The 20,715-nt window shown below is 39.7% G+C and carries 21 protein-coding genes; 11 read left to right on the forward strand and 10 right to left on the reverse strand.

Going from position 1 to position 20,715, the window contains the following annotated elements; genetic code table 11:
• Positions 1-49: 49 nt before the first annotated feature.
• Positions 50-925, reverse strand: coding sequence for a LysR family transcriptional regulator (locus IJS99_05515; GenBank protein MBQ7561271.1), 876 nt, complete (start codon positions 923-925; stop codon positions 50-52).
• A 523-nt stretch (positions 926-1,448) separates the two neighbouring features.
• Between IJS99_05515 and hisB the strand changes: the two genes are divergently transcribed.
• The 5 genes from hisB to IJS99_05540 are packed head-to-tail and all read left to right on the forward strand — an operon-like array spanning position 1,449 to position 4,146.
• A complete protein-coding gene (gene hisB / locus IJS99_05520; GenBank protein MBQ7561272.1) occupies positions 1,449-2,036 on the forward strand; it encodes an imidazoleglycerol-phosphate dehydratase HisB in 588 nt (195 codons plus the stop codon).
• A 3-nt stretch (positions 2,037-2,039) separates the two neighbouring features.
• A complete protein-coding gene (locus tag IJS99_05525) occupies positions 2,040-2,396 on the forward strand; it encodes a nucleotidyltransferase domain-containing protein (GenBank protein ID MBQ7561273.1) in 357 nt (118 codons plus the stop codon).
• Positions 2,375-3,295, forward strand: coding sequence for a nitroreductase family protein (locus IJS99_05530; protein ID MBQ7561274.1), 921 nt, complete (start codon positions 2,375-2,377; stop codon positions 3,293-3,295). The genes IJS99_05525 and IJS99_05530 overlap by 22 nt, the downstream gene beginning before the upstream one ends.
• Positions 3,267-3,914, forward strand: a complete 648-nt coding sequence (gene rsmG / locus IJS99_05535; protein ID MBQ7561275.1) for a 16S rRNA (guanine(527)-N(7))-methyltransferase RsmG — start codon at positions 3,267-3,269, stop codon at positions 3,912-3,914. The genes IJS99_05530 and rsmG overlap by 29 nt, the downstream gene beginning before the upstream one ends.
• 10 nt (positions 3,915-3,924) lie before the next feature.
• On the forward strand, positions 3,925-4,146 hold the full coding sequence (locus IJS99_05540) for a hypothetical protein (GenBank protein ID MBQ7561276.1): 222 nt from the start codon (positions 3,925-3,927) through the stop codon (positions 4,144-4,146).
• 25 nt (positions 4,147-4,171) lie between these two features.
• Here IJS99_05540 and IJS99_05545 read toward each other — a convergent pair whose 3' ends face one another.
• From IJS99_05545 to IJS99_05580, 8 genes are read right to left on the reverse strand one after another with little or no spacing between them, the layout of a single operon-like run.
• Positions 4,172-5,338: an iron-containing alcohol dehydrogenase gene (locus tag IJS99_05545; GenBank protein ID MBQ7561277.1), complete on the reverse strand. Its 1,167-nt coding sequence runs from the start codon at positions 5,336-5,338 to the stop codon at positions 4,172-4,174.
• Between the two features lie 12 nt (positions 5,339-5,350).
• Positions 5,351-6,754, reverse strand: coding sequence for a glucuronate isomerase (gene uxaC, locus IJS99_05550; GenBank protein MBQ7561278.1), 1,404 nt, complete (start codon positions 6,752-6,754; stop codon positions 5,351-5,353).
• Between the two features lie 24 nt (positions 6,755-6,778).
• A complete protein-coding gene (locus IJS99_05555) occupies positions 6,779-7,042 on the reverse strand; it encodes a Txe/YoeB family addiction module toxin (GenBank protein ID MBQ7561279.1) in 264 nt (87 codons plus the stop codon).
• A complete protein-coding gene (locus IJS99_05560) occupies positions 7,042-7,305 on the reverse strand; it encodes a type II toxin-antitoxin system RelB/DinJ family antitoxin (GenBank protein MBQ7561280.1) in 264 nt (87 codons plus the stop codon). The genes IJS99_05555 and IJS99_05560 overlap by 1 nt, the downstream gene beginning before the upstream one ends.
• 30 nt (positions 7,306-7,335) lie before the next feature.
• On the reverse strand, positions 7,336-8,823 hold the full coding sequence (locus IJS99_05565) for an altronate dehydratase (protein ID MBQ7561281.1): 1,488 nt from the start codon (positions 8,821-8,823) through the stop codon (positions 7,336-7,338).
• Between the two features lie 3 nt (positions 8,824-8,826).
• On the reverse strand, positions 8,827-10,338 hold the full coding sequence (gene malQ, locus IJS99_05570) for a 4-alpha-glucanotransferase (protein MBQ7561282.1): 1,512 nt from the start codon (positions 10,336-10,338) through the stop codon (positions 8,827-8,829).
• A 35-nt stretch (positions 10,339-10,373) separates the two neighbouring features.
• Complete coding sequence (locus IJS99_05575; GenBank protein MBQ7561283.1) at positions 10,374-11,702, reverse strand: amidohydrolase family protein; 1,329 nt, start codon at positions 11,700-11,702, stop codon at positions 10,374-10,376.
• Entirely contained in the window at positions 11,703-11,966 is a 264-nt protein-coding gene (locus IJS99_05580; GenBank protein MBQ7561284.1) for a hypothetical protein, read from the reverse strand. It abuts the gene before it with no gap.
• Positions 11,967-12,464: 498 nt separating this feature from the next.
• Here IJS99_05580 and IJS99_05585 point away from each other — a divergent pair, with 498 nt between their 5' ends.
• From IJS99_05585 to citG, 6 genes are all read left to right on the forward strand, one after another.
• Complete coding sequence (locus tag IJS99_05585; protein MBQ7561285.1) at positions 12,465-12,713, forward strand: iron-only hydrogenase system regulator; 249 nt, start codon at positions 12,465-12,467, stop codon at positions 12,711-12,713.
• Positions 12,713-13,756, forward strand: coding sequence for a [FeFe] hydrogenase H-cluster radical SAM maturase HydE (hydE, locus tag IJS99_05590; protein MBQ7561286.1), 1,044 nt, complete (start codon positions 12,713-12,715; stop codon positions 13,754-13,756). Before IJS99_05585 ends, hydE begins: the two co-directional genes overlap by 1 nt.
• A gap of 378 nt (positions 13,757-14,134) precedes the next feature.
• On the forward strand, positions 14,135-14,875 hold the full coding sequence (locus IJS99_05595; GenBank protein MBQ7561287.1) for a hypothetical protein: 741 nt from the start codon (positions 14,135-14,137) through the stop codon (positions 14,873-14,875).
• A 248-nt stretch (positions 14,876-15,123) separates the two neighbouring features.
• Positions 15,124-16,233 (forward strand): efflux RND transporter periplasmic adaptor subunit, encoded by a 1,110-nt coding sequence (locus tag IJS99_05600; GenBank protein MBQ7561288.1) that lies wholly within the window; start codon positions 15,124-15,126, stop codon positions 16,231-16,233.
• Positions 16,234-16,239: 6 nt separating this feature from the next.
• Positions 16,240-19,362 (forward strand): efflux RND transporter permease subunit, encoded by a 3,123-nt coding sequence (locus IJS99_05605; protein MBQ7561289.1) that lies wholly within the window; start codon positions 16,240-16,242, stop codon positions 19,360-19,362.
• Positions 19,310-20,215, forward strand: a complete 906-nt coding sequence (gene citG, locus IJS99_05610) for a triphosphoribosyl-dephospho-CoA synthase CitG (GenBank protein MBQ7561290.1) — start codon at positions 19,310-19,312, stop codon at positions 20,213-20,215. Before IJS99_05605 ends, citG begins: the two co-directional genes overlap by 53 nt.
• Here the strand turns inward: citG and IJS99_05615 are convergent.
• Positions 20,204-20,713, reverse strand: coding sequence for a type II secretion system protein (locus tag IJS99_05615; GenBank protein MBQ7561291.1), 510 nt, complete (start codon positions 20,711-20,713; stop codon positions 20,204-20,206). The genes citG and IJS99_05615 overlap by 12 nt on opposite strands.
• Positions 20,714-20,715: the final 2 nt, after the last annotated feature.

Consider the following 20,715-nt stretch of genomic DNA (forward strand, 5'->3'; position numbering starts at 1 on the left):
GAGTCTTGAAATCATGAAATTATAAATTATTCTATCACAATCACATTTTTTATATTATCGAGAAATATTCAAGAAATTTTCTAGCTGCCTTAGTGAAATATGCGTCCTTTTTCCATGCTAGAACGAGTCCGGCCTTAATTTCAGGTCTAAACGGTATAAATTTTAACTTGTTTTCAGTGAGAGTGCTTATTATTCCCTCGATTGTAACGAGCAGACCAAGCCCCTCACGCACCATTATTGACGCATTAAATGCAAGATTATGAGTCCCGATAATATTTAAATTTTCAAGTGGATAGCCCAGCCAGTTAGAGAATTCGCCCTGTGATTTTGCCTGATGAGAGAATAATAATTCACGCCCGCGCAAGTCTTCAGGGGTAATAAAACTTTTTATTGATAATTTATCGCTGAGTCTCACAATTACGCCCCATCTGTCTGAATCAGGAAGAGAGACGCAATTATATTTATCGAGATTGACTTTACCGACAAATAAGCCGAAATCAATTAATCCCTTGTCAAGTTTTTCCGTTATGTCTTCAGAGTCGCCGCTAATCATGCGATATTTTATGCCGGGGTGATCTTCACGCAAAGATTTTATTATTTTCGCTAAATGCCTGACTCCTGATGTTTCTCCTGCGCCTATATAAACAGTTCCGGTAATATTTGCATTATCTGAATTAACAAGTTCCGCTAAAGTTTTTGCCTCAAGTTCTATAATTTCTCGCGCCCGTTCCTTGAGTAATATGCCGTCTTCTGTGAGCTTGATATTATAATTTGTGCGTATATATAATTTTTTGCCGGTTTCTTGTTCTAACATTGCGATTTGACGTGAAAGAGTCGGCTGTGTTAAGTGCAATTTTAAGGCAGCTTTTGTTACGCTCTCCTGCTCGGCTACTTCAAGAAAATATTTTAGCGTTCTTAATTCCATTTATAAATAATACACTCCTGACTGCGATAAAATTATTTATTATTTTATATAATGACTCGTGAATATAAAAATTTTTTGCGTGATTTATATATTTTAGCGTAAATAGTGCCGCCTGCTGGAAAATATTTTATTGCAAGTATTAAATTTGCCGGGATTTATTGCTAGATTATATAGTCATGAAAATTTTTCACGTAAATAGTGCATCATGTAAGAGAAATATTATAAATTTTTTTGCCGGGATTCATATATTTTAGTGTAAATAGTGCTGACTGCTGGAAAATATTTTATTGTGAGTATAAATTTTTGCCGGGATTTACTGCCAAATTATATTATGCGTTATGCGTTGAAATATTTTAGTGCCTGCCTTATTCTCATAATAAATTTTATAGTAAAAATAGTTAAGTCCTGAGTGGTTACGTCCGATAACGACCTACACCCGAAATGCAGTCCGCCAATGCCCCTAACTATTTTGTAAATACTATCACATTATATATAATTTATCAGGGAGGTCATAATAAACAAAATGAGACATTGCGAAATTTTACGCGAAACACGCGAGACAAATATAAAACTTTGCTTAAATCTTGACGGCACAGGCAAGAATAATATAAAAACTGGCTGCGGATTTCTTGATCACATGTTGAATTTATTTGCTTCACATGGAAAATTTGATTTAGATATTCACTGCGATGGAGATACTTTTGTTGACTATCATCACACAGTCGAAGATATAGGAATCGCGCTCGGTCAGGCATTTAATAAAACACTCGGCGAAAAACGCGGCATAACTCGTTACGGACATATAATTTTGCCGATGGATGAGGCATTAATTCTCACTGCTATAGATTTTTCAGGGCGGGCTTATTTGGGCTGGGACATGAATATAAACGCTCAAAAGGTGGGAGATTTTGACACTGAACTTGCGCAGGAGTTCTGGCTCGGCTTTGTGAGAAATTCTCTTAGCACTCTACATTTTAAGCAGTTATCAGGAACTAACGCACATCATATAATAGAATGCGCCTTTAAATCAGCTGCCCGGAGTATAGCTCAGGCCGTGAAAATTAATCTTGATTATATAACTGAAATCCCCTCGACAAAGGGCGTGCTATAAAAAATGTACGGCGAAAAAATTAGCATTGACGATAAAGAAATTTTTAAAGAAGTAATTGACGCTATATTATCAGTCTTAGGAGATGACGCTCTGAAAATTATTCTTTATGGATCAGTAGCAAGAGGAGATAACACGCCGGAGTCAGATGTCGATATTGCAGTGATTACAGCAACACAGCATGATTGGCGCGATAGAGAGAAAGTAATTGATGCAGTTGATTCGCTTAATTTGAAATATGATACTCTATTTTCTGTATTATTGATTGATTCATATAAATTTTTTGTACGTAAGTACGAAATACCTTTTTATAGAAATGTAAACAAGGAGGGAATAATACTTTGGAAGAATCACCGCGCCTAGATTATTCAAAATATCGTTTAGATCTCGCTAATGAATGTCTATCTGATTCAAAAAAAGATTTCGAGGAAGAACGGCTTAAATCTTCATTAAATCGGTCTTATTATGCAATCTTTGACGCATTGAGAGCTGTAACTATTCTTGATAATTTTGATTCAAAAAAGCATTCGGAAATAATTTCTTATTTCAATCGCGAATATATTAGAACTGAAATATTTGATAAAGATACATATAAATTAATAGACTCTGCATTTAGATTAAGAAATTATGCAGATTATGATGATTTCTATCTTGTCAGCAAAAAAGAAGTTCAAACGCAGATAAATAGCGCGGAAAAAATTATTAACATGATTCGCCCGTATTTAGAATCACGCTGGGCAGAAATTACAAAGGAGGAAGAAAATTTTATGAACGCAATTTTTACACGAGTCAGCACGAGACAATTTGAGTCCCGTGAAGTAGAAAGCAAGTACATCATCAAAATTTTACGTGCAGCAATGGCCGCTCCCAGTGCAATGAATCAACAGCCGTGGGAATTCTGGGTAATTACTGACAAAGATTTAATCATGCGGCTTTCACAAGCTACACCGTATGCAAAGCCCGCAGCAAATGCCCCTGTTTTAATAGTGCCTTGCTATAATATCGCGAATTTACGAGTTCCCGAAATGGTAAATATTGACATGGCTATATCTGTTGAAAATATTTTACTTGAGGCTGAAGAACTCGGACTCGGTGCTGTAATGCTGGGTATAGCTCCGGATGAAGAAAGAATGAAAGCTGTAGAAAAAATTTTACAGTTACCCGAAAATTTTAGAGCGTTTACTATTATTCCCGTTGGCTGGCCGGTTAATAAGCACCCTCAAGAAGATAGATATGAGCCCTCAAGAATCCACGTTATATAAATTTGCTGATTTACTGAATTCATGCAAGCGGGCGAGACTCACAGGGACTCGTGGCAGTGAAGAAATTTATAACCTGCAAATTATTGACTGCTTAGAGTCTCTAAAATTTTTGCCTGAAGTAAGAAATATTATAGATGTCGGCAGCGGGGGCGGTCTTCCCGGTGTAGTCTGGGCAATAATGAGGCCTGAATCGCAAATTACTTTAATCGACAGCATAAATAAAAAATGTGAGGCCATGCAGGAAATAATTAACTCTCTTGAAATAAATAATATAAATATAATTTGTGCGAGAAGTGAAGATTTTGCAGTTAATCACCGTGAAAAATTTGATATAGCCTGCGCCCGGGCTGTTGCAAGTGCTGGAGTAACTGCGGAATTATTAGCTCCACTTGTGAAAATTTCAGGACAAATAATAACTTTCAAAGGCGAAAAAGTTCACGACGAGATCAGCGAGGTTAATAATAAATGGCATAAACTGGGACTCTCTGAACCTGAAATAAAATTTTACGGGAATAATGACTCTAATAAATGCCTAGTTATATGGGAGAAAATTTCAAAGTGTCCTGGCATTTATCCGAGAAAAGCAGGCCAAGCAAGCATAAAAAAATTTTGGGAGTGAGTGATTTATTATGAAGCTAAAAAATTTGCGTGAGGTTATATTATTCGGCAAAGTCTTATCAGCGGGATTATTAATTGCGTGTTATGCATTTCTGAGTATATGGGCTTGCAACTGGCTTATAAATAATAATTATAATTTATTGATTTCGTTATGCGTTATTCCTGTTATAACTGGATTCGGGGTCTGGCAGGCGTGGCTGTTCGTAAAAAATAGCAGGAAGAATCAAGAATAAATAATGACTCTCCCTGCTAAAAAATTTAATATGCTAACTTGAAAATTTCTAGTACGTCTTCAGGTTCTAATTTGCTTAATACTCCGAATGACTCGCCCCGTGAAGCATTATCGGCTAATTTCTGCACGTCATCTTCTTTTATGCCTAACTCTCTTAATGTCGTAGGAGCGTTAATATCTTTGAAGAAATCTTCTAGTGCCTCAATAGCGTCAAGTGCCTTCTCTTCGTCTGAGCCGTCATAAATATCAAATACTGCCTCGCCGAGCCTCGCAAATGGTACGGGGTTATCTTCGTATAAATATCTAGCCCACGCAGGCATAATAATTGACAGTGACGCACCGTGAGCAGCCCCGAATAATAAGCTGATAGAGTGTCCCATACGATGTGAGGAAAAATCCCCGCGCGCAGTCCTTCCCATTGAGAGAAATCCGCAATGCGCCATAGCACCCGCCAAAGCATATTCACAGCGTAAATCATAATTTTTCGGATCTTCTATTAAATCAGGAATGACTCGTATCATCGTACGAATCAAAGAATAGCCGAGTTCGTCAATTAATTCGCTGTTCTCGTCGCCGTCTAAGACTCTTTCAAGAATATGAGCTATAATATCAACTCCGCCGTAAACTGTCTGTTTTTCCGGTAAAGTAACTTGAAACGAGGGATCAATCACTGAAATTTTAGGATAAATTACAGGGCTGTTAATTGAAATCTTCAGACCTTTTTCAGGATTGCTGACGACTGCGATATTATTTACTTCACTCGATGATGCCGACGCGGTTAATACGCCGTAAATAGGGAGTGCCTTAGAAATTTTTGATTTATCCTCGAATAAGTCCCATACGTCGCCGTCATAGCATGACCCCGCAGCAATTGACTTTGAAGTGTCGAAAACTGAACCGCCGCCCACTGGGAGAATCGCGTCAATTCCCCCTGCTTTTACGCGTGAAATTCCCTCGCGGACTTTGTCGATTCTGGGATTAGACTTAACATCGTTGACTTCAGAAAAATTTATTCCGGCCTTGTTTAACATTTCAGTAACTTGTGAATAAGCACCGCTCTTAAATGTACCCTTACCGCCGAACACAAGCAAAACGCCTTTAATATTATCAGCTTTGAGTCTGGGTGCTAAATCTTTGACTGTATCTTTACCGAATATTAATTCAGTCGGATTGTGCCACGTAAAATTCTGCATTAATTCTCACACCTAAAAATTAAAATATTTCTTCGCGTTCTCGTAGCTTATATTGTGTACGATCTCGTGTAAAGTCTCTCTATCATCAGGGAAGAAGCCGGACTCAACCCATTCGCCGATAATCCTGCATAAAATTCTCCTGAAATATTCATGTCGCGGATAACTCAAGAAACTGCGCGAGTCCGTCAACATTCCGATAAAGCCGGGCAAATATCCCAGACTTGCAAGAGTCCTTAAATGCCGAGTCATTCCCATGTAGTGATCTTCAAACCACCATGCTGAACCGTGCTGAATCTTTGAGACACCTTCAATTAATGCGCCCTGAAAACATCCCGCAATTGTATCAATCGAAGCGTTATCATTACCGTCCAAGCTGTAAAGAATAGTCTTCGGGAGCTCGTCATTTTTCTCAAGTTCGCCGAGAAATGCCGCAGTCGTCATACTTGAAGCAGTGTTATTTACGCAGTCGAATCCGGTATCAGGTCCGAGCTTATCGAACATAGGGGCGTGATTGTCGCGTCTGCAACCGTAATGAAGCTGCATAACCCAGCCGCGTTTGTGATATTCACGGGCAACGAAAAGCAAAAATGCCGTCTTGAATTTATCTATTGCTAAATGATCAATATTTTCACCGTTGAGACGAGCAGCAAAAATAGACTCGATTTCTTTATCGCTGGCCATTGCATATGGTATATAGTCGGGGCCGTGATCGCTAAGTTTACAGCCTTGAGTCGCGAAAAAGTCCATGCGTTTAGTGAGTGCCGCTTTCAAATCAGCAAATGATTTGATTTCCATCTCGGCAGCCTCACCGAGTTTCTCAAGATATTTCTGCCATGCTTTGCGCTCTATGTTCATAGCTTTATCGGGTCTCCATGCAGGAAGGACTCGGGTCTTGAAAGTTTTATCAGCTGCGATTTTTGCGTGCCAGTTCAGCGAGTCAACAGGGTCATCAGTCGTGCAAATGATTTCTACGTTGCTCTTATTGATTAAATCACGAACGCCGAAATCTTCCTGATGTAATTTTTCGTTGCAGAGATTCCAAACTTCTTCGGCCGTCTTTTCGTTCAAAGTCCCGCGATAACCGAAATATTTGCGTAATTCCAAGTGACTCCAGTGATATAACGGGTTGCCGATTCCTTTGCCGATAACGCCCGCCCATTTCATGAATTTTGCGTGTGCATCAGCTCCGCCGGTTATGAACTCTTCAGGGACTCCAGCACAGCGCATTAAACGCCATTTGTAGTGATCCCCGCCGAGCCATACTTGAGTGATACTCTCATAGTGCAAATTCTCGTAAATTTCTTTCGGGCTGATGTGGCAGTGATAATCAATGATCGGGCATTTTGCTGCCGTCTCGTGATAGAGTGCCTTTGCTGTTTCCGGGTTGAGCAAAAAATCTTTGTCCATGAATGACATTTATATATTCCTCCTTAAAAATTTTTATTTATCCCTATAATGAGTACCGCATTGAAATATTTCTAGTATCTCATTAACTATCCTGAAAACAAGACGATTTTCTTTGTCTATATGCACGCTGTAAAAACTAGATAAATCGTTCGTTAATTGCTCAAGATGTCCCTCACATTCATAACCGTTTCTGTCTATACTTTTCAGGAGATTATTTATTTTCCTGAGAGTTTTCTTGTCTTGTCCCTGCCAGTAAATATAATCTTCCCATGCTTCATCAGACCATAATTTGCGCATTAGTCAACCTCAATTAATTCGTGTTCTTGACCTCTGCCCGATTCTATTTGTGCTATGGACTTTCTCAAGCGTTCCATGTTTTCTTTGCTGTAAAATGGATCGTCTTCTTCGGGTGCTTCTATATAAAACGGTATGCACCTATCCCGCAATACTTTTACAGCATAGACGTTAAAGAACATAGATAGATTTAATCCCATTGACGAGACAATTTCTTCTAGTTCGTCTATGATATTATCATCAATATTAATTGTTATTTCTGCCACGTAAATAATACTCCTTATATATTTATAGCTTTATAAAGTCGCGCCAGTCTTGAATATAGCCATGCCCTGAAAATTATTTAATTCATTGCGAGTCTTCTTTCCGCTTGCTACACTCTTGACGTAATCAAATAATTCTCTAGCTTTTTCCGGCAACGTCCCGCCCTGAACTAGAGTCCCCGCGTTAAAGTCTATCCAGCTGCTTTTACGTTCGGCCAAGTCTGAATTACTAGAAATTTTCACAGTCGGCACAGGACAGCCAAACGGAGTCCCCCTCCCAGTCGAGAATAATACAATTTGAGCACCTGACGAGGCCAAAGCAGTCGACGCAACTAAATCATTTCCGGGAGCTGATAACAAATTCAAGCCCTGAGTTATGACTTTCTCCGAATACTTTAATACATCATTGACAGGAGCAGAGCCGCTTTTTTGTGTGCAGCCCAGTGCTTTATCTTCAAGAGTCGTGATTCCTCCTGCTTTGTTGCCGGGTGAAGGATTCTCATATACTGGCATCCCGCACGACGCATAATAATTTTTGAAGTCGTTTATCAAGCTGACAGTTTTCTTGTAAATTTCTTCATCTTTGCAGCGATTCATTAATATAGTCTCTGCTCCGAACATTTCGGGAACTTCTGTTAAAATCGTCGCGCCGCCCTGAGCAACTAACATATCAGAAAAATAACCGATTGTAGGATTTGCCGTAATTCCTGAAAGCCCATCACTGCCGCCGCATTTGAGTCCGACTATTAATTTAGACACTGGACAAGGGACTCGCGAGTCACTCTTCATTTTCTCGATAAGTCCGCGAATTATATTCATGCCTGATTCTATTTCGTCGTGAACGTCCTGAGAGATTAAGAATTTCACGCGCTCTGTGTCAAATTTGCCCATGTAAGGCTTTATCGTGTCGATTCCGGAATTCTCGCAGCCTAGACCGAGCATTAAGACTCCGCCTGCATTCGGATGAGTCGCCAAATCAGCTAAAATCTTTCTTGTATTCTCCTGATCGTCGGCCATTTGTGAACAGCCGTAGGGATGTGTAAAAGCTCTAACATTTTCTACACTATCACCGATAAATTTTTTTGCTTCATGCTCAAGAGTCAAAGCTATATCATTTACGCAGCCGACTGTCGGAATAATCCATAATTCATTACGAACTCCGACCCGGCCGTCAAATCTTATATAACCGTCAAAAGTTTCGGGATTTACGCTTTCTAAATTCGGGTGAGTCGGGTGATATTCATAGTCATGAGCTCCGCTTAAAAGAGTGTGCACGTTCTCCGTATGAACATGATGACCCTTTTTTATTTCGCACTTGGCCGCCCCTATAGGGAATCCATATTTAATAATGCTTTCTCCCTCGTGAATGTCTCTAAGCGCGATTTTATGTCCCATAGGTATATCTTCGAGAACTTCAGCGTCAAAATCTGCACCTGCAACTGAAATTTTTTCACCAGTTTTTAACGCTCTTAATGCAACAGCTACTGAGTCATTTGCGTTAATTCTTATTAATTCGTTCATAGTTTAAGCCCTCCCGTAAAGAATGCAGGCCGCTCTGATTCTGTCAGCAAGTCCGTCCGGTATAGCGTCCTTCAACATTCGCCACGCCCAATTTCCTGAAGGAGTAGAAGGTACGTTAATTCTTGCTTCAGAGCCGAGCCTCAAATAATCCTGCATAGGTATAATTGCAATGTCTGCTACTGAACTTAATGCGATTCTTGTTACTTCAGAAGTAAAAATATAGCCGTCTAACACATCACGGCCGATATATGACGAGAAATTTTTTATCTCGTTCTCCGTCGCGTCATTCTCGAACCATCCGCGAGAAGTGTTATTATCATGAGTCCCCGTATATACAACGTTCATTCTTGTATGATTATGTGGCGCATATGGATTATCAGAAGGATTCCCGAACGCAAAATGTAATACAAGCATCCCCGGCACATTCATATCCTGCCGCAGTTCTTCAACATCAGGAGTAATTATTCCCAGATTCTCCGCCCAGAACGGCATTTCAGGAAAATTAGATTTCAACACGCTAAAAAATTTCTTATATGGAACGTCTACCCACTTCCCATTTTTTGCCGTAGCTTCTCCGTATGGCACTGACCAGTAAGCAGCAAGCCCCCTAAAATGATCTATTCTGATACAGTCAAAAATTTCAAATAAATTCTTAAGCCTCCTGACCCACCAGTCAAAATTATGATTCTCTAAAGCGTCCCACTTATATGTAGGATTGCCCCATAATTGCCCGGTCTCACTGAAATAATCAGGTGGGACTCCTGCGACTGTTACAGGATTCAAATCATCGTCTAAATCAAAATATTCCGGATATAGCCAAACGTCCGCGCAATCTCGTGTTACATACAATGGAATGTCGCCGATTAATTCAATTTTTAAGTCATTAAGAGTCTTGCGTAAATTCTTGGCCTGCTCGAAAAAAATAAACTGGTAGAATTCCTGCAAAATTATCTCGTTCTCATGTGAAGATTTAAATTTTTTGAGTGCGTTCGAGTCCCTATGTCTCAAATCTTCCGGCCATTCGTACCAAGCCAGCCCGTTATTTGCTGCTTTAATTACGCTGAACATCGCAAAACCTTCGAGCCAGTCCGTTTTTTGCCTGAAATCTTCAAATTTGCTGGTGTCGCCCTTAACATATTCAGAGTATGCAGCATTAAGGACTTCAATTTTGAACGCACGCGCCTGTTCATAGTCTACGTGTTCGGGAGTCTTTGTGAAATCATATTTTGCTGATAATTTGCGTAAATTTTCACGAGTGATTAAATTCTGCTCGACTAATAAATCAGGACTCACAAGTAAATAATTTCCTGCAAATGCACTTGTCGGACTATAAGGCGAATTCCCGCAGCCCGGATCTATTGTAGTGAGCGGCAAAACCTGCCACTTTGATTGACCCGCCGAATGAAGGAATTTAGCAAATTTCACAGCTTCAGGGCCGAAATCTCCTATACCATATTGCGAGGGCAGTGCAGTTATAGGGAGTAAAATTCCCGCTGAACGTTTTTTATTGCTCATAAATAATTAACACCTTTCATTATATAAATACTCGTTTATATTGCGCCTGAGTTATACACAGCACAACCCGCACAAAATGTCATAGTTACATCAATGCTTGCAATTTCTTCGGGACTGACTAAAAACGGGTCTTGTTCGAGAATCACAAAATCCGCATCATTCCCGACCGCAATTTCTCCGCGCCTTGATTCATTTCCGCCGTTCCATGATGAAGCCCACGTGCAGACGCTCAAAGCCTCAGCAGTATTCAAGCCCCCTGATATTAGCGAGCTCATAATTTTTACTGGAGCTATTAAATTTTCTCCGCTCGAACCTGAAATCACTATACCATTTTGGAATGCCTCATGAATATAATTATTTTCTTGTTCATTGCTTGGATTCAGAGAAACAATGCCGCCCAGTCCTAATAAATTCATACGGTCTAAAATATTCCCGCTGAAATTATTTAACAAGTGCCGGGAGTTCTTGCGCGTTCTCTTGATTACCCGTTCTAAAGCATTGACGCAGGATTTATTGTTATCGCTTATGACCTGACAGCCCGATAAATGAGCCGAATAAATCATCTTGTTCTGTTCGGTCTGATCAAGCTGCCCGCGAATTAGAATCCCTCCGACTTTACAAAATGGGAGGCCGTCCCCTGTTCTTAGTCCCGTTGCAAGAAATTCATTTAGATTATTGACATCATCAAAGCCGAAATTACAACGCAATCTAAATGTGAGCATATAATAAGCTTGAGTCGAGAAAATCTCCCAGAGTCTTTCTGCTTCATCGTGAAAATTCATCCATAATTCAGTAATTCCCAGTGCGTTAATTTTGGGCGCATAAGTCTTCACAAGATACAAAATATCTTCGTCGCTTAGTGCCGGTAAATGCTGAGTGAATTCGTCAAGCTCGACATTATTCTGCGGCATATTAAAAGCGTTCATTGCTTGAGAATTTAATACGGCCTGATTATTTGCCCGGGTAATTATGGCGCAGGGCATTGAAGGAACAATCGAGTCAAGCTCATCACGCGAAATAATTATATTTTCCGGGAAGTCATAAGCAATATACCAGCCTCTTAACGGCTTAGGATTCGCATTTGTGTAGGCTTTGAGTGAGTCGCTGAATTCTTTAACATTTTTGACGCTGCCGAGACTCAAACGCTCCTGACCTTCTGCCCATGACAAAAAATTTAGTCCAGAGTCGCAGAATCCCGGCAAAACTGTCCGCCCGTGAAGATCTATTATCTTCCCTGTTAGGCTGCTTGCGTCGTCATCAATTGAAACTATGCGGCCATGCTCAAACGTGATATTTGTAGCAGTATTCAGCGGTGTATGAATCCGGCCGTTTACGAGTGAAATTCTTTCCTGCTGAGACTGCATTTAATATAACCCGCTGTGCTTTGTGCCTATTCCGAAAATTTGCAGAGCTGACTCCATTAATTCATTTTGCGATTTAACGAGAAATGCTCCCATAGCCATTTGAACTTTTGCTTGACTCAAGTCCATAGATGCTTGTGCTATGCTCATAGGGTCTGCGCCGCTTTCGAGAACTTTTGCGCTTGCTGCATTGGCTGTGTTTAAAGAATTCTGCATTAAAGCGAGTCCGTTTTGCCCGAGTTTGTCGTAACTGTTAAGACTTACCATGATAAAAATTTCTCCCTCCATAAATATATAAAATATAAGCTAGTGAATTAATAAATTATATTCTACCAGTTTTATATTTGTCTCGTATAAATCTCGGAGTTTTGCGCGAATTTATGAGGAAAATTTTACCGTGAATATTATAATAATTACTTAATTATTTTATTATGAGAAAGCGATTTTTACAGCTACATTTACAGCTACAAAAAATTAATCTAATTTATTCCCCTGCAATGATTTACGAGTATAAAAATTTTTGTATGTTGTTAATTTTTTGCGCGATGATTCATAGAAAAATTTTTGCTTGAATGCGATTATTTTTGCGTGTGTAAAAATTTGTGAGTCAGTGAAAAAATTTTCTTGCTGTTATTAATTTGCGATAAAAAATTTTGTCTTAATTCGATAATTTATGCGTATAAAAATTTCTGATATTTCCATTGAATCAATGTAAAATATTATATAATTCATGAATAAAAAATTTTATCAGGAGGCATTATAAAAATGGAAACAAGGGTCGCCGTTATGAGCATTATCGTAGAAGACACTACAAAAATAGAGACTCTAAATAATATCTTGCATGAATACCGGGATTATATAATCGGCCGCATGGGTCTGCCTTATCGACCTAAGAAAATAAATATTATCAGCATCGCACTTGACGCGCCTCAAGATATTATTTCTGCATTATCCGGAAAAATCGGCAATCTTGAAGGAGTCAGCGTAAAAACTGCATTCTCGAAAGATAATTAATTTTGCGCGAATTAATTTACAAACTTGCTGAGACTCATTCTTTGACTCTTTCTGAATATGAGAGACTCATAAATGACAGGAACGAGGACTCTATAAAACTTTCTCGCGATTTGGCCGTTGAAGTCAGGGAGAAAATTTATTCAAATTATATTTACGTCAGGGGCTTAATCGAGATTACTAATATTTGCAGGAATGATTGTTTTTACTGCGGAATCAGAAAGAGTAATAATTTTTGCGAACGTTATAGATTGACTCCTGATGAGATTCTTTCATGCTGTAATGAAGGTTATAAACTCGGCTTCAGGACGTTTGTATTACAGGGCGGAGAAGATTTATATTTTAGTGATAAAGTTTTAGGCGGGATTATTCGCGAAATTAAATCAAGTTATCCCGACTGCGCTGTAACTCTTTCAATGGGAGAAAGGACGCGAGAAAGTTATAAATTTCTCCGTGAAGCCGGAGCAGATAGATATTTACTCAGGCATGAGACAGCAGACTCGAGTCATTATTCACGACTCCACCCTGAAAATCTTTCATTTATAAATCGCATGGAGTGTCTAAAAATTTTGCGTGAATTAAATTATCAAGTTGGCTGCGGCTTTATGGTAGGTTCTCCATTTCAGACGAGTGAGACTCTGGCAAAAGATTTAAAGTTTATTGAGACATTCAAGCCTGACATGTGCGGGATCGGGCCGTTCATTCCGCATAAAGATACACCGTTTAGAAATTTTCAGGCCGGGAGTCTTGAGCTTACTTGTTACTTGCTTGCGATTATAAGATTAATTTATCCGCCTGTATTGCTGCCTGCTACGACTGCACTGGGAACTATTGACCCATTAGGACGCGAGAAGGGCATTTTATCGGGTGCAAATGTCGTTATGCCTAATTTATCGCCTGTCAGTGTAAGGAAAAAATACATGCTTTATGACAATAAAATTTGCACCGGTGAAGAGAGCGCACAGTGTAAAAATTGCCTGAATAACCGAATGCAAAAAATAGGCTATGAAATTATAATTAACAGGGGAGATATAAAATTTTCGTAATGCTATAATATATACGAGGAGTCCGGGATGACGCGGACTAGAAGAAAATTGGCTGCCGACTTAAGGGCTGTACACCCTCAATCGGACTTATACCAAATCGAAGATGCTTACTTTTTTAACGAGTTTATGAGGTCTGCAACAGCTTTTACAAGCATAGCAACGGCTCGAATAAAATCGGCCAAACCTTTCATAATCTCACCCCCAAACTAGCCGGGGGAGTAATTTTCTACCCTTGCAACAACCCCCGGCATTATCGCTCGGGGTCATCCTGTTCCACTACCGCCGGAACTGTTATATATTCTAGCATAGTTAATAATTTCTCACTCAAACATGTTATAATGCGATTAAATTATATATTTTATTTTAGGAGATTCTCGCATGAACAAAAAAAGTATAGGAATATTATATCTATGTACAGGCGATTATTATTTATGCTGGAAAGGTTTTCACGAATCTTTTGAGAAAAATTTTTTGCCCAATACAATAAAGAATTATTACGTATTCACAGATCAAGTTGAAAATATCCCCGAAGATGAGCGCGTAAAAGTTTATTATATAGATCATTTGCCTTGGCCTTTAGTTACTTTGCTGAGATTCCACGTTTTTACTAGATTCAGAAAAGAAATAGAGAATAATGACTATTTAATGTTTGCTAATTCTAATCTGGCATGTTCGCAAATAGTTACAGAGGAAGAATTTTTGCCCAGTGAAGAACAAGAGATCTCTGCAGTTATATGTCCTTGGGCATGGAATACAAAAGCTAGATATTATTTCGCATATGAACGCGACAAGAAATCAACTGCATATGTTCCTTATAACATAGAAGGACGTTATATAATGGCGGCTCTTTTCTGCGGACGTACAGATAAATTTTTGCAGATGTCAGAAATTCTGCAAGCTAGAATTAATAGAGATTTACATAATAAAATAATTGCTAAAATTGACGACGAATCATACTTTAACAGATATGTACTTGAAAATCGTAATTTTAGAATTCTTACTCCGGCTTATCTTTATGTACCTTTAGATAACATGCCATTTGAAAATAAGATTACTGTGCGCTCAAAAAGTGAATTATTTAACGTTAATTTAGCTAGGGGGGGGGACTCCTTGCAATAACTCAACTAAGAGCTTTAAATCATTATCATTCCTTCCCAAAATTATAAGAGAACCTTTATTAGCTGTAAAAAGTAAAGTTAGAGAATTTATTTTTTACCGTATATATGACCTCCTTGCAATAAGAGACTCGATTTTATGCCGGCATTTATGATTCATTCACAAATTATTCATACTGATATGTTATGAATCACTATGATATAATGCAAAATCACATGAATTAATGATTTTTATATGAGGTGATTCACTTAATGCTTAAATTTTTTACGCGTGTAAGAATTCTTTTATGGATGTTAGCTTTAGTCGGGGTCGGCTTTCTTGTCAGCACTCAAGTACGTGCAAAACTGGCTCAGGCTGAAGCAAATTTACGTTCGCTCGAAACTCAAACAGTAACAGTATATCCCGTTGAGACAGAAAATGTAACTACTTCAGATTGGAACACTTGGCGGAGCTATTACGGTCAGGCAAAGAGCGCACATACACAAAATATTACAACTTTTGAGCGCGAAATAGTAAAAAATGTAACTGTTGACGTGGGAAGCCCTGTTAAAGCTGGTCAGACGGTAATAACTCTTCAGGCAGCAGCAAGGGGCGCGCAGGTTCAATCAGGCAAGACAGCTTATGACGAGGCAAAATTAAATTATGAGAGACTCAGGCAGTTACACAAGAAGGGCGGAATTTCTCAAAGTGAAGTAGACGCAGCATATTCAAGACTTAAATCAGCTGAGGCATCATTAAGATCATCGCAGTCAACTTTACAGCGCACGAGTCTCAAAGCCAGCATTAACGGTATCGTATCAGCCCGCAATGTTGAGCCCGGAGAAGTAGCAGAGGCCGGAGCAGTCTTATTAGCAATAGTTGACCCTAAAGAAATGGAAGCCGAGTTAATGGTCTCAAAGAAGGACATCACGAAAATTAACACAAGAACACCCGTTGAAATTTACGTAGACGGCTCAAAACATATCGGACGAGTCAAAAGAATCAGCCCCGAAGCTCAAAAAGGTTCAGGCTTATATCCTGTTGTTGTAGGACTGCCGGAGAATTCGGGAATTTTGCCGGGAACTTATGTAGAAGGCCGCTTTATGGTCAGCAGTCAAAAAAATGTCGTTGTAATTCCTTCAAATGTCGTGTTATATCGCGGAAATACTCAATCAGTTTATATCGCAGAAGATGATACAGCTAAAATCAGAAATATTACTACAGGTGAAGGACGGGAAGGCCGGGTCGTCGTTACTTCAGGACTCAAACCGGGCGAAAATTTAATCACTAGCGGAAATAGAGTACTTTATGACGGAGCTAATATAATAAATCAACGCGATCTAGCAGGCACTACTACAAACAAGAATTCTAACGAGGGTTAATATTTCATGAGAGGATTTATAAGATTTTGTATCACGCACCCAGTCTTTACTGGGTGTTCTGTTGTTATATGGATTTTGCTGGGAATCTCAAGTTATTTCACACTCGGAGTTACTCTTTATCCAAATGTAGAATTGCCGTTTGTCTTAGTCCGCACGACTTATACAGGAGCAGGCCCTAACGAAATCGAGCAGTTAATAAGCAAGCCGCTTGAAGACGCATTAGCAGACCTCGAAAATTTACACTCAATTAATACGTATTCAATTGAAGGTATATCAATGGTCGCCGTAGAAATGGAGTCAGGCACTAATCCCGATTTAGCACTTGTTGACGTAAATAATAAAGTCAAAGCTAAGATTCCAGATTTGCCCGATGATGCTGACGAACCAGTTGCGAGTAAATTTGATATTAATGCACAGCCTTTCTTGATTGTCTCGTTCACTTCAGAGATGCCGGAGAAGACTGCCAAGAAAATGATCGAAGACAGAATACAACCCGTTGTAGCAAGAGTTGAAGGAGTCGGGCGCGTTGACGTAACAGGCGGAAGAGATAGAGAGATTCATATAAATTTAGATCCTGCTGCTTTGAGCGATTACGGGATTAATTATATGCAAGTCTGCAATGTCGTAGCAGCTAACAATCAAACAACGCCTTCAGGTTATATCACTCAGACAAAAGATGAAGTCTCTTTGCGCTTAATGGGAGAATTTAATCAAGTCGAACAGTTAGAAGATATATTAATTCCTACTCCGAACGGGCAGCCTGTGAGATTGTCAATGCTGGGAACAGTTACAGACGGCGAAAAAGATCAAAGAAGTATGGCGCGTGCAGATGGTCAGCCGGTTGTACAGTTAAGAATCAGCCCGCGTTCAAATGCTGATGTTGTCGAAGCAGGCCGGCAAATTAAAAGATTAATGGCTCGAACTATGAGAGATTATCCCGATTTCAAATATGAATACACTTATGATGACACGGGATTTGTCGAGTCAGCCGTAAAAAATATTATTCGTGATACAGCAATAGGAATCGCACTCACTGCACTTGTTATATATTTATTTCTTGGCAGATTCTCAGCTACGTTTATAGTCGCGTTCTCAATGCCGGTTGCTTTTGCGGCTACATTTGTCCCGTTGCAGGTTCACGGCTACACGTTAAATTTAATGAGTACACTGGGACTCGCGCTTTCAATGGGAACTCTTGTAATGAACGCTATATTAATAATTCAGAATATTTATAGATTCCGTGATATGGGCTACGAACCTTTTGAGGCCGCAGAAGAAGGCACGGTCGAAATTTCTATGTCAGTTCTTGCAGGAGTCTTAACAAATTTGGGAGTCTTCATGCCCGTTGCTTTAATGAGCACTATAGCAGGACAATTTTTGAAGCCCTATGCTATTACAATTGTATATGCTACTGCGTTTTCATTATGGGTAACAATGGCCGTTACTCCCTGTTTAGCAGCAAGAATCAAGAAACAAAAAGGGGACTCGGCCGAGCTGCCATTAATCGGCAAAATTTTAACAGGCTGGTGGAACTGGATATTTGACGGATTCAGAGATTTATTCTTTATAATTCTGCACTTAGCTATGAGATTCCCATTTACTACAGTGTTATTAACTATTTTAGCGACATATGGATCTCTGAAACTGGGCGGCTTTCTCGGAACTCAATTCACGCCCTCAACTGATGACGGAACAGTAAGAATAACTCTCACGCTTGATAATAACTCGTCGATTTATAGGACTGCTGATTTAGTTTACAAGGTCGAAGATTATATTAATACTTTATCAGACAGAAAATATATAAAAAATGTAGTCTCAACTGTTGCAAGCTCAATGAGAAGTCAATCAATCAGTGAGGCACAAATCGCGCTGTATTTAAATAATGACCCTGACAGGCCTTCAACTGAAGATTTAGCCGATAAAATTCGTCCATGGCTTGAGAGATTGCCGGGCGTTGATATTTCCATTGCTGCGACTCGTTCAGGATTCGGGAATCCCATAGAGATTCAAATTAAGGGTCAAGACCTGAATCAATTATATACAATTGCTGAAGAAGTCAGAGCAAGAGGCCGAAAAGTTCCCGGAGTCCGAGACCTGAAAATAGAAATGGAAATGGGTAAGCCTGAATTACAAGTTGCGCCTATCAGATGGCGTTTATCTCCATTAGGATTAAATATTTCAGATTTAGCGAGCATTGTACGAGGCTACTTAATAGGACGTGAGGCGGGCAAATTCAGACAGGGCGGTTATGAATATGACATAATGGCAAGAATCGAACGCGAGAAAGCAAGCGATATTTTTAACGCTCATGAACTGCCAATTATGACGAGTTACGGACTTGTCCCGCTTGATGAGATGTCCGATATATCATGGAGCGACTCACCTACTGAAATTAGACGAGTCGAACGTCAACGCGCTGTAGTTGTAACCGGACGAGTACGTTATATCACAGCAGGCGAGGGCAATGCTTTAATGCGTCAGGTCGTCGACAGTATGACTCTTCCTGAGGGTGTAAGTGTAAATTTCGGCGGTGAACAGGAAGACATGGCCGAGAACTTCACGGAGTTACTGCGCACGTTAATTATTGCAATTGTAGTTACATATTTAGTCGTTGCTGCAATTCTTGAGAGCTGGACATATAGTATTATAATTCTCGCTACTGTTCCTATGGCGGCAATTGGAGTCGTCCCTGCGATGTTAATCAGTGGCGTAAATATTTCGATATTTGCTTTAATCGGCATGATTATGCTTGTCGGAATGGTCGTAAATAATGCAATAGTCGTTATAGATTATGCGGAAGTCTTGAGGCTCAAGGGCACAAATCCATATCAGGCAGTCGAGGAGGCTTGCCACGTTAGATTTAAATCGCTGTTAATGGCCGTAGTTACTTCTGTTGTGTCGCTCGTTCCGTTGTTGTCGACCGGCAGAGGCTCGGAAATGAAACGCCCGATCGCAGTTGTTGCTATAGGAGGACTTATCGCCGGAGGTATGCTCGCGATGTTGTCAATTCCTGCTGCTTATAAATGTGTCTGGCAAGTCCGGCACTTATGGGCAAGGATAAGGGGCAAAAATATTAATGATGCTGAATCAGACTCAGACGATGACGACGACGACGATGAGGACGAGTAAAGCAAGCAAAAATTTAGGGAGTCTGGCACTTGAGTCAATGTTAATAGAAGTGTCAGTAACTCCCAAGCCGGGATTAATTGACCGTAATAATTCAGGAGCTCATAGAGATATGGGCTTCTTTACTTTTATGAAGAGTGCGGCGAGTCTTAATTCATGCTTTGAAGATTTTGCACAGGCTGGAGTCATTGCAGGTCAAGAAAAATTATTACCCGTTTTGCTATTTCCGGAACTGCGTAGAATCGGCATAATTGCAGAAAATGACATGTTTAGAGCGACTCAAGGCGTGAACACTCACAAGGGAGAAATTTTTTCACTGGGAGTCTTAAGCGCGGCGGCCGGTTATTTATCGGGAATGAATGAAAATATAGACTCTGACTCGGTCATGAGCTTGGCCGGGAAGATTTGCGAGGGATTATGCGCGAGAGATTTTGCGGAATCAAGAAAGAAATCACGAAATGAACTCACTAAAGGGGAGAAAATTTTTATTGACTATAATATAACAGGAATCAGGGGCGAGGCTGAGTCGGGCTATAAATCCGTGAAAGATATTTCATTGCCTGCACTAAGAAAATATTTATCAGAAAATTTCACGCTTAATGACTCGTTAGCTAAGACACTAATACACTTAATAGCATTTGCACAAGACACTAATATAATTTCTCGTCATGATTTAGAGACAGCTAAAAACGTAATGGATTCAGCACGGAAAATTTTAGAGAACGGCGCAGATTTAGACGATATATTTATGCTCGATCAGGAATTTATACAGCGCAATATAAGTCCGGGCGGTTCAGGTGATTTATTAGCAGTAACATATTTTATCTATGAACTTGATAAAAATTTATTGCTGTGATTTAACTTGTGTGCAATATCCAGTAACAGTTAATACGTATTGATCTGCGTTATATTCTGAAATATTTCTCTCTGCGTATGAAATTTTTGCGGGCGTGCATGATCCATCAGTGTAGAAATAAATAATTTCAGGTGAAAATTGCCAGCCTTCACCGGTCGGAGAATTCCTTAAATTAACCTTGCGCCACTCTAAAACTTGCTTGTCATTATTATTAGCACTTCCGAGAAATGAGCTTATACTGTCTTCGGGGATTTCTTTTTTCATGAGTGCTTCTACTTCAATCGCGCCGCGTTCTAAACCTTGTGATTTCTTGATAGAAAATTTTACAGGTGTCCCCGATAATGACATGTCGCTGGCTTCCTCAAATGCACGTTGCAATACAGCTGAAGGGGGCTCGAAATAAAACGAGATTCGCGGGATGACCATTCCCGCGAGTGAGCCTGTAATCAGCAATACTATCATTATTTCAATGAGTGTAAATGCTTTCTTACTGCGCAAAA

The organism is Synergistaceae bacterium (genome assembly GCA_017444345.1).
Lineage (GTDB): Bacteria > Synergistota > Synergistia > Synergistales > Aminobacteriaceae > JAFUXM01.

Bases quoted from the DNA above. Each gene is read 5' to 3' on its own strand.
- IJS99_05515 (MBQ7561271.1), bottom strand. From the start codon at position 925: ATGGAATTAAGAACGCTAAAATATTTTCTTGAAGTAGCCGAGCAGGAG.
- hisB (MBQ7561272.1), top strand. From the start codon at position 1,449: ATGAGACATTGCGAAATTTTACGCGAAACACGCGAGACAAATATAAAA.
- IJS99_05525 (MBQ7561273.1), top strand. From the start codon at position 2,040: ATGTACGGCGAAAAAATTAGCATTGACGATAAAGAAATTTTTAAAGAA.
- rsmG (MBQ7561275.1), top strand. From the start codon at position 3,267: ATGAGCCCTCAAGAATCCACGTTATATAAATTTGCTGATTTACTGAAT.
- IJS99_05540 (MBQ7561276.1), top strand. From the start codon at position 3,925: ATGAAGCTAAAAAATTTGCGTGAGGTTATATTATTCGGCAAAGTCTTA.
- IJS99_05545 (MBQ7561277.1), bottom strand. From the start codon at position 5,338: ATGCAGAATTTTACGTGGCACAATCCGACTGAATTAATATTCGGTAAA.
- uxaC (MBQ7561278.1), bottom strand. From the start codon at position 6,754: ATGTCATTCATGGACAAAGATTTTTTGCTCAACCCGGAAACAGCAAAG.
- IJS99_05555 (MBQ7561279.1), bottom strand. From the start codon at position 7,042: ATGCGCAAATTATGGTCTGATGAAGCATGGGAAGATTATATTTACTGG.
- IJS99_05565 (MBQ7561281.1), bottom strand. From the start codon at position 8,823: ATGAACGAATTAATAAGAATTAACGCAAATGACTCAGTAGCTGTTGCA.
- malQ (MBQ7561282.1), bottom strand. From the start codon at position 10,338: ATGAGCAATAAAAAACGTTCAGCGGGAATTTTACTCCCTATAACTGCA.
- IJS99_05575 (MBQ7561283.1), bottom strand. From the start codon at position 11,702: ATGCAGTCTCAGCAGGAAAGAATTTCACTCGTAAACGGCCGGATTCAT.
- IJS99_05580 (MBQ7561284.1), bottom strand. From the start codon at position 11,966: ATGGTAAGTCTTAACAGTTACGACAAACTCGGGCAAAACGGACTCGCT.
- IJS99_05585 (MBQ7561285.1), top strand. From the start codon at position 12,465: ATGGAAACAAGGGTCGCCGTTATGAGCATTATCGTAGAAGACACTACA.
- IJS99_05595 (MBQ7561287.1), top strand. From the start codon at position 14,135: ATGAACAAAAAAAGTATAGGAATATTATATCTATGTACAGGCGATTAT.
- IJS99_05600 (MBQ7561288.1), top strand. From the start codon at position 15,124: ATGCTTAAATTTTTTACGCGTGTAAGAATTCTTTTATGGATGTTAGCT.
- IJS99_05605 (MBQ7561289.1), top strand. From the start codon at position 16,240: ATGAGAGGATTTATAAGATTTTGTATCACGCACCCAGTCTTTACTGGG.
- citG (MBQ7561290.1), top strand. From the start codon at position 19,310: ATGATGCTGAATCAGACTCAGACGATGACGACGACGACGATGAGGACG.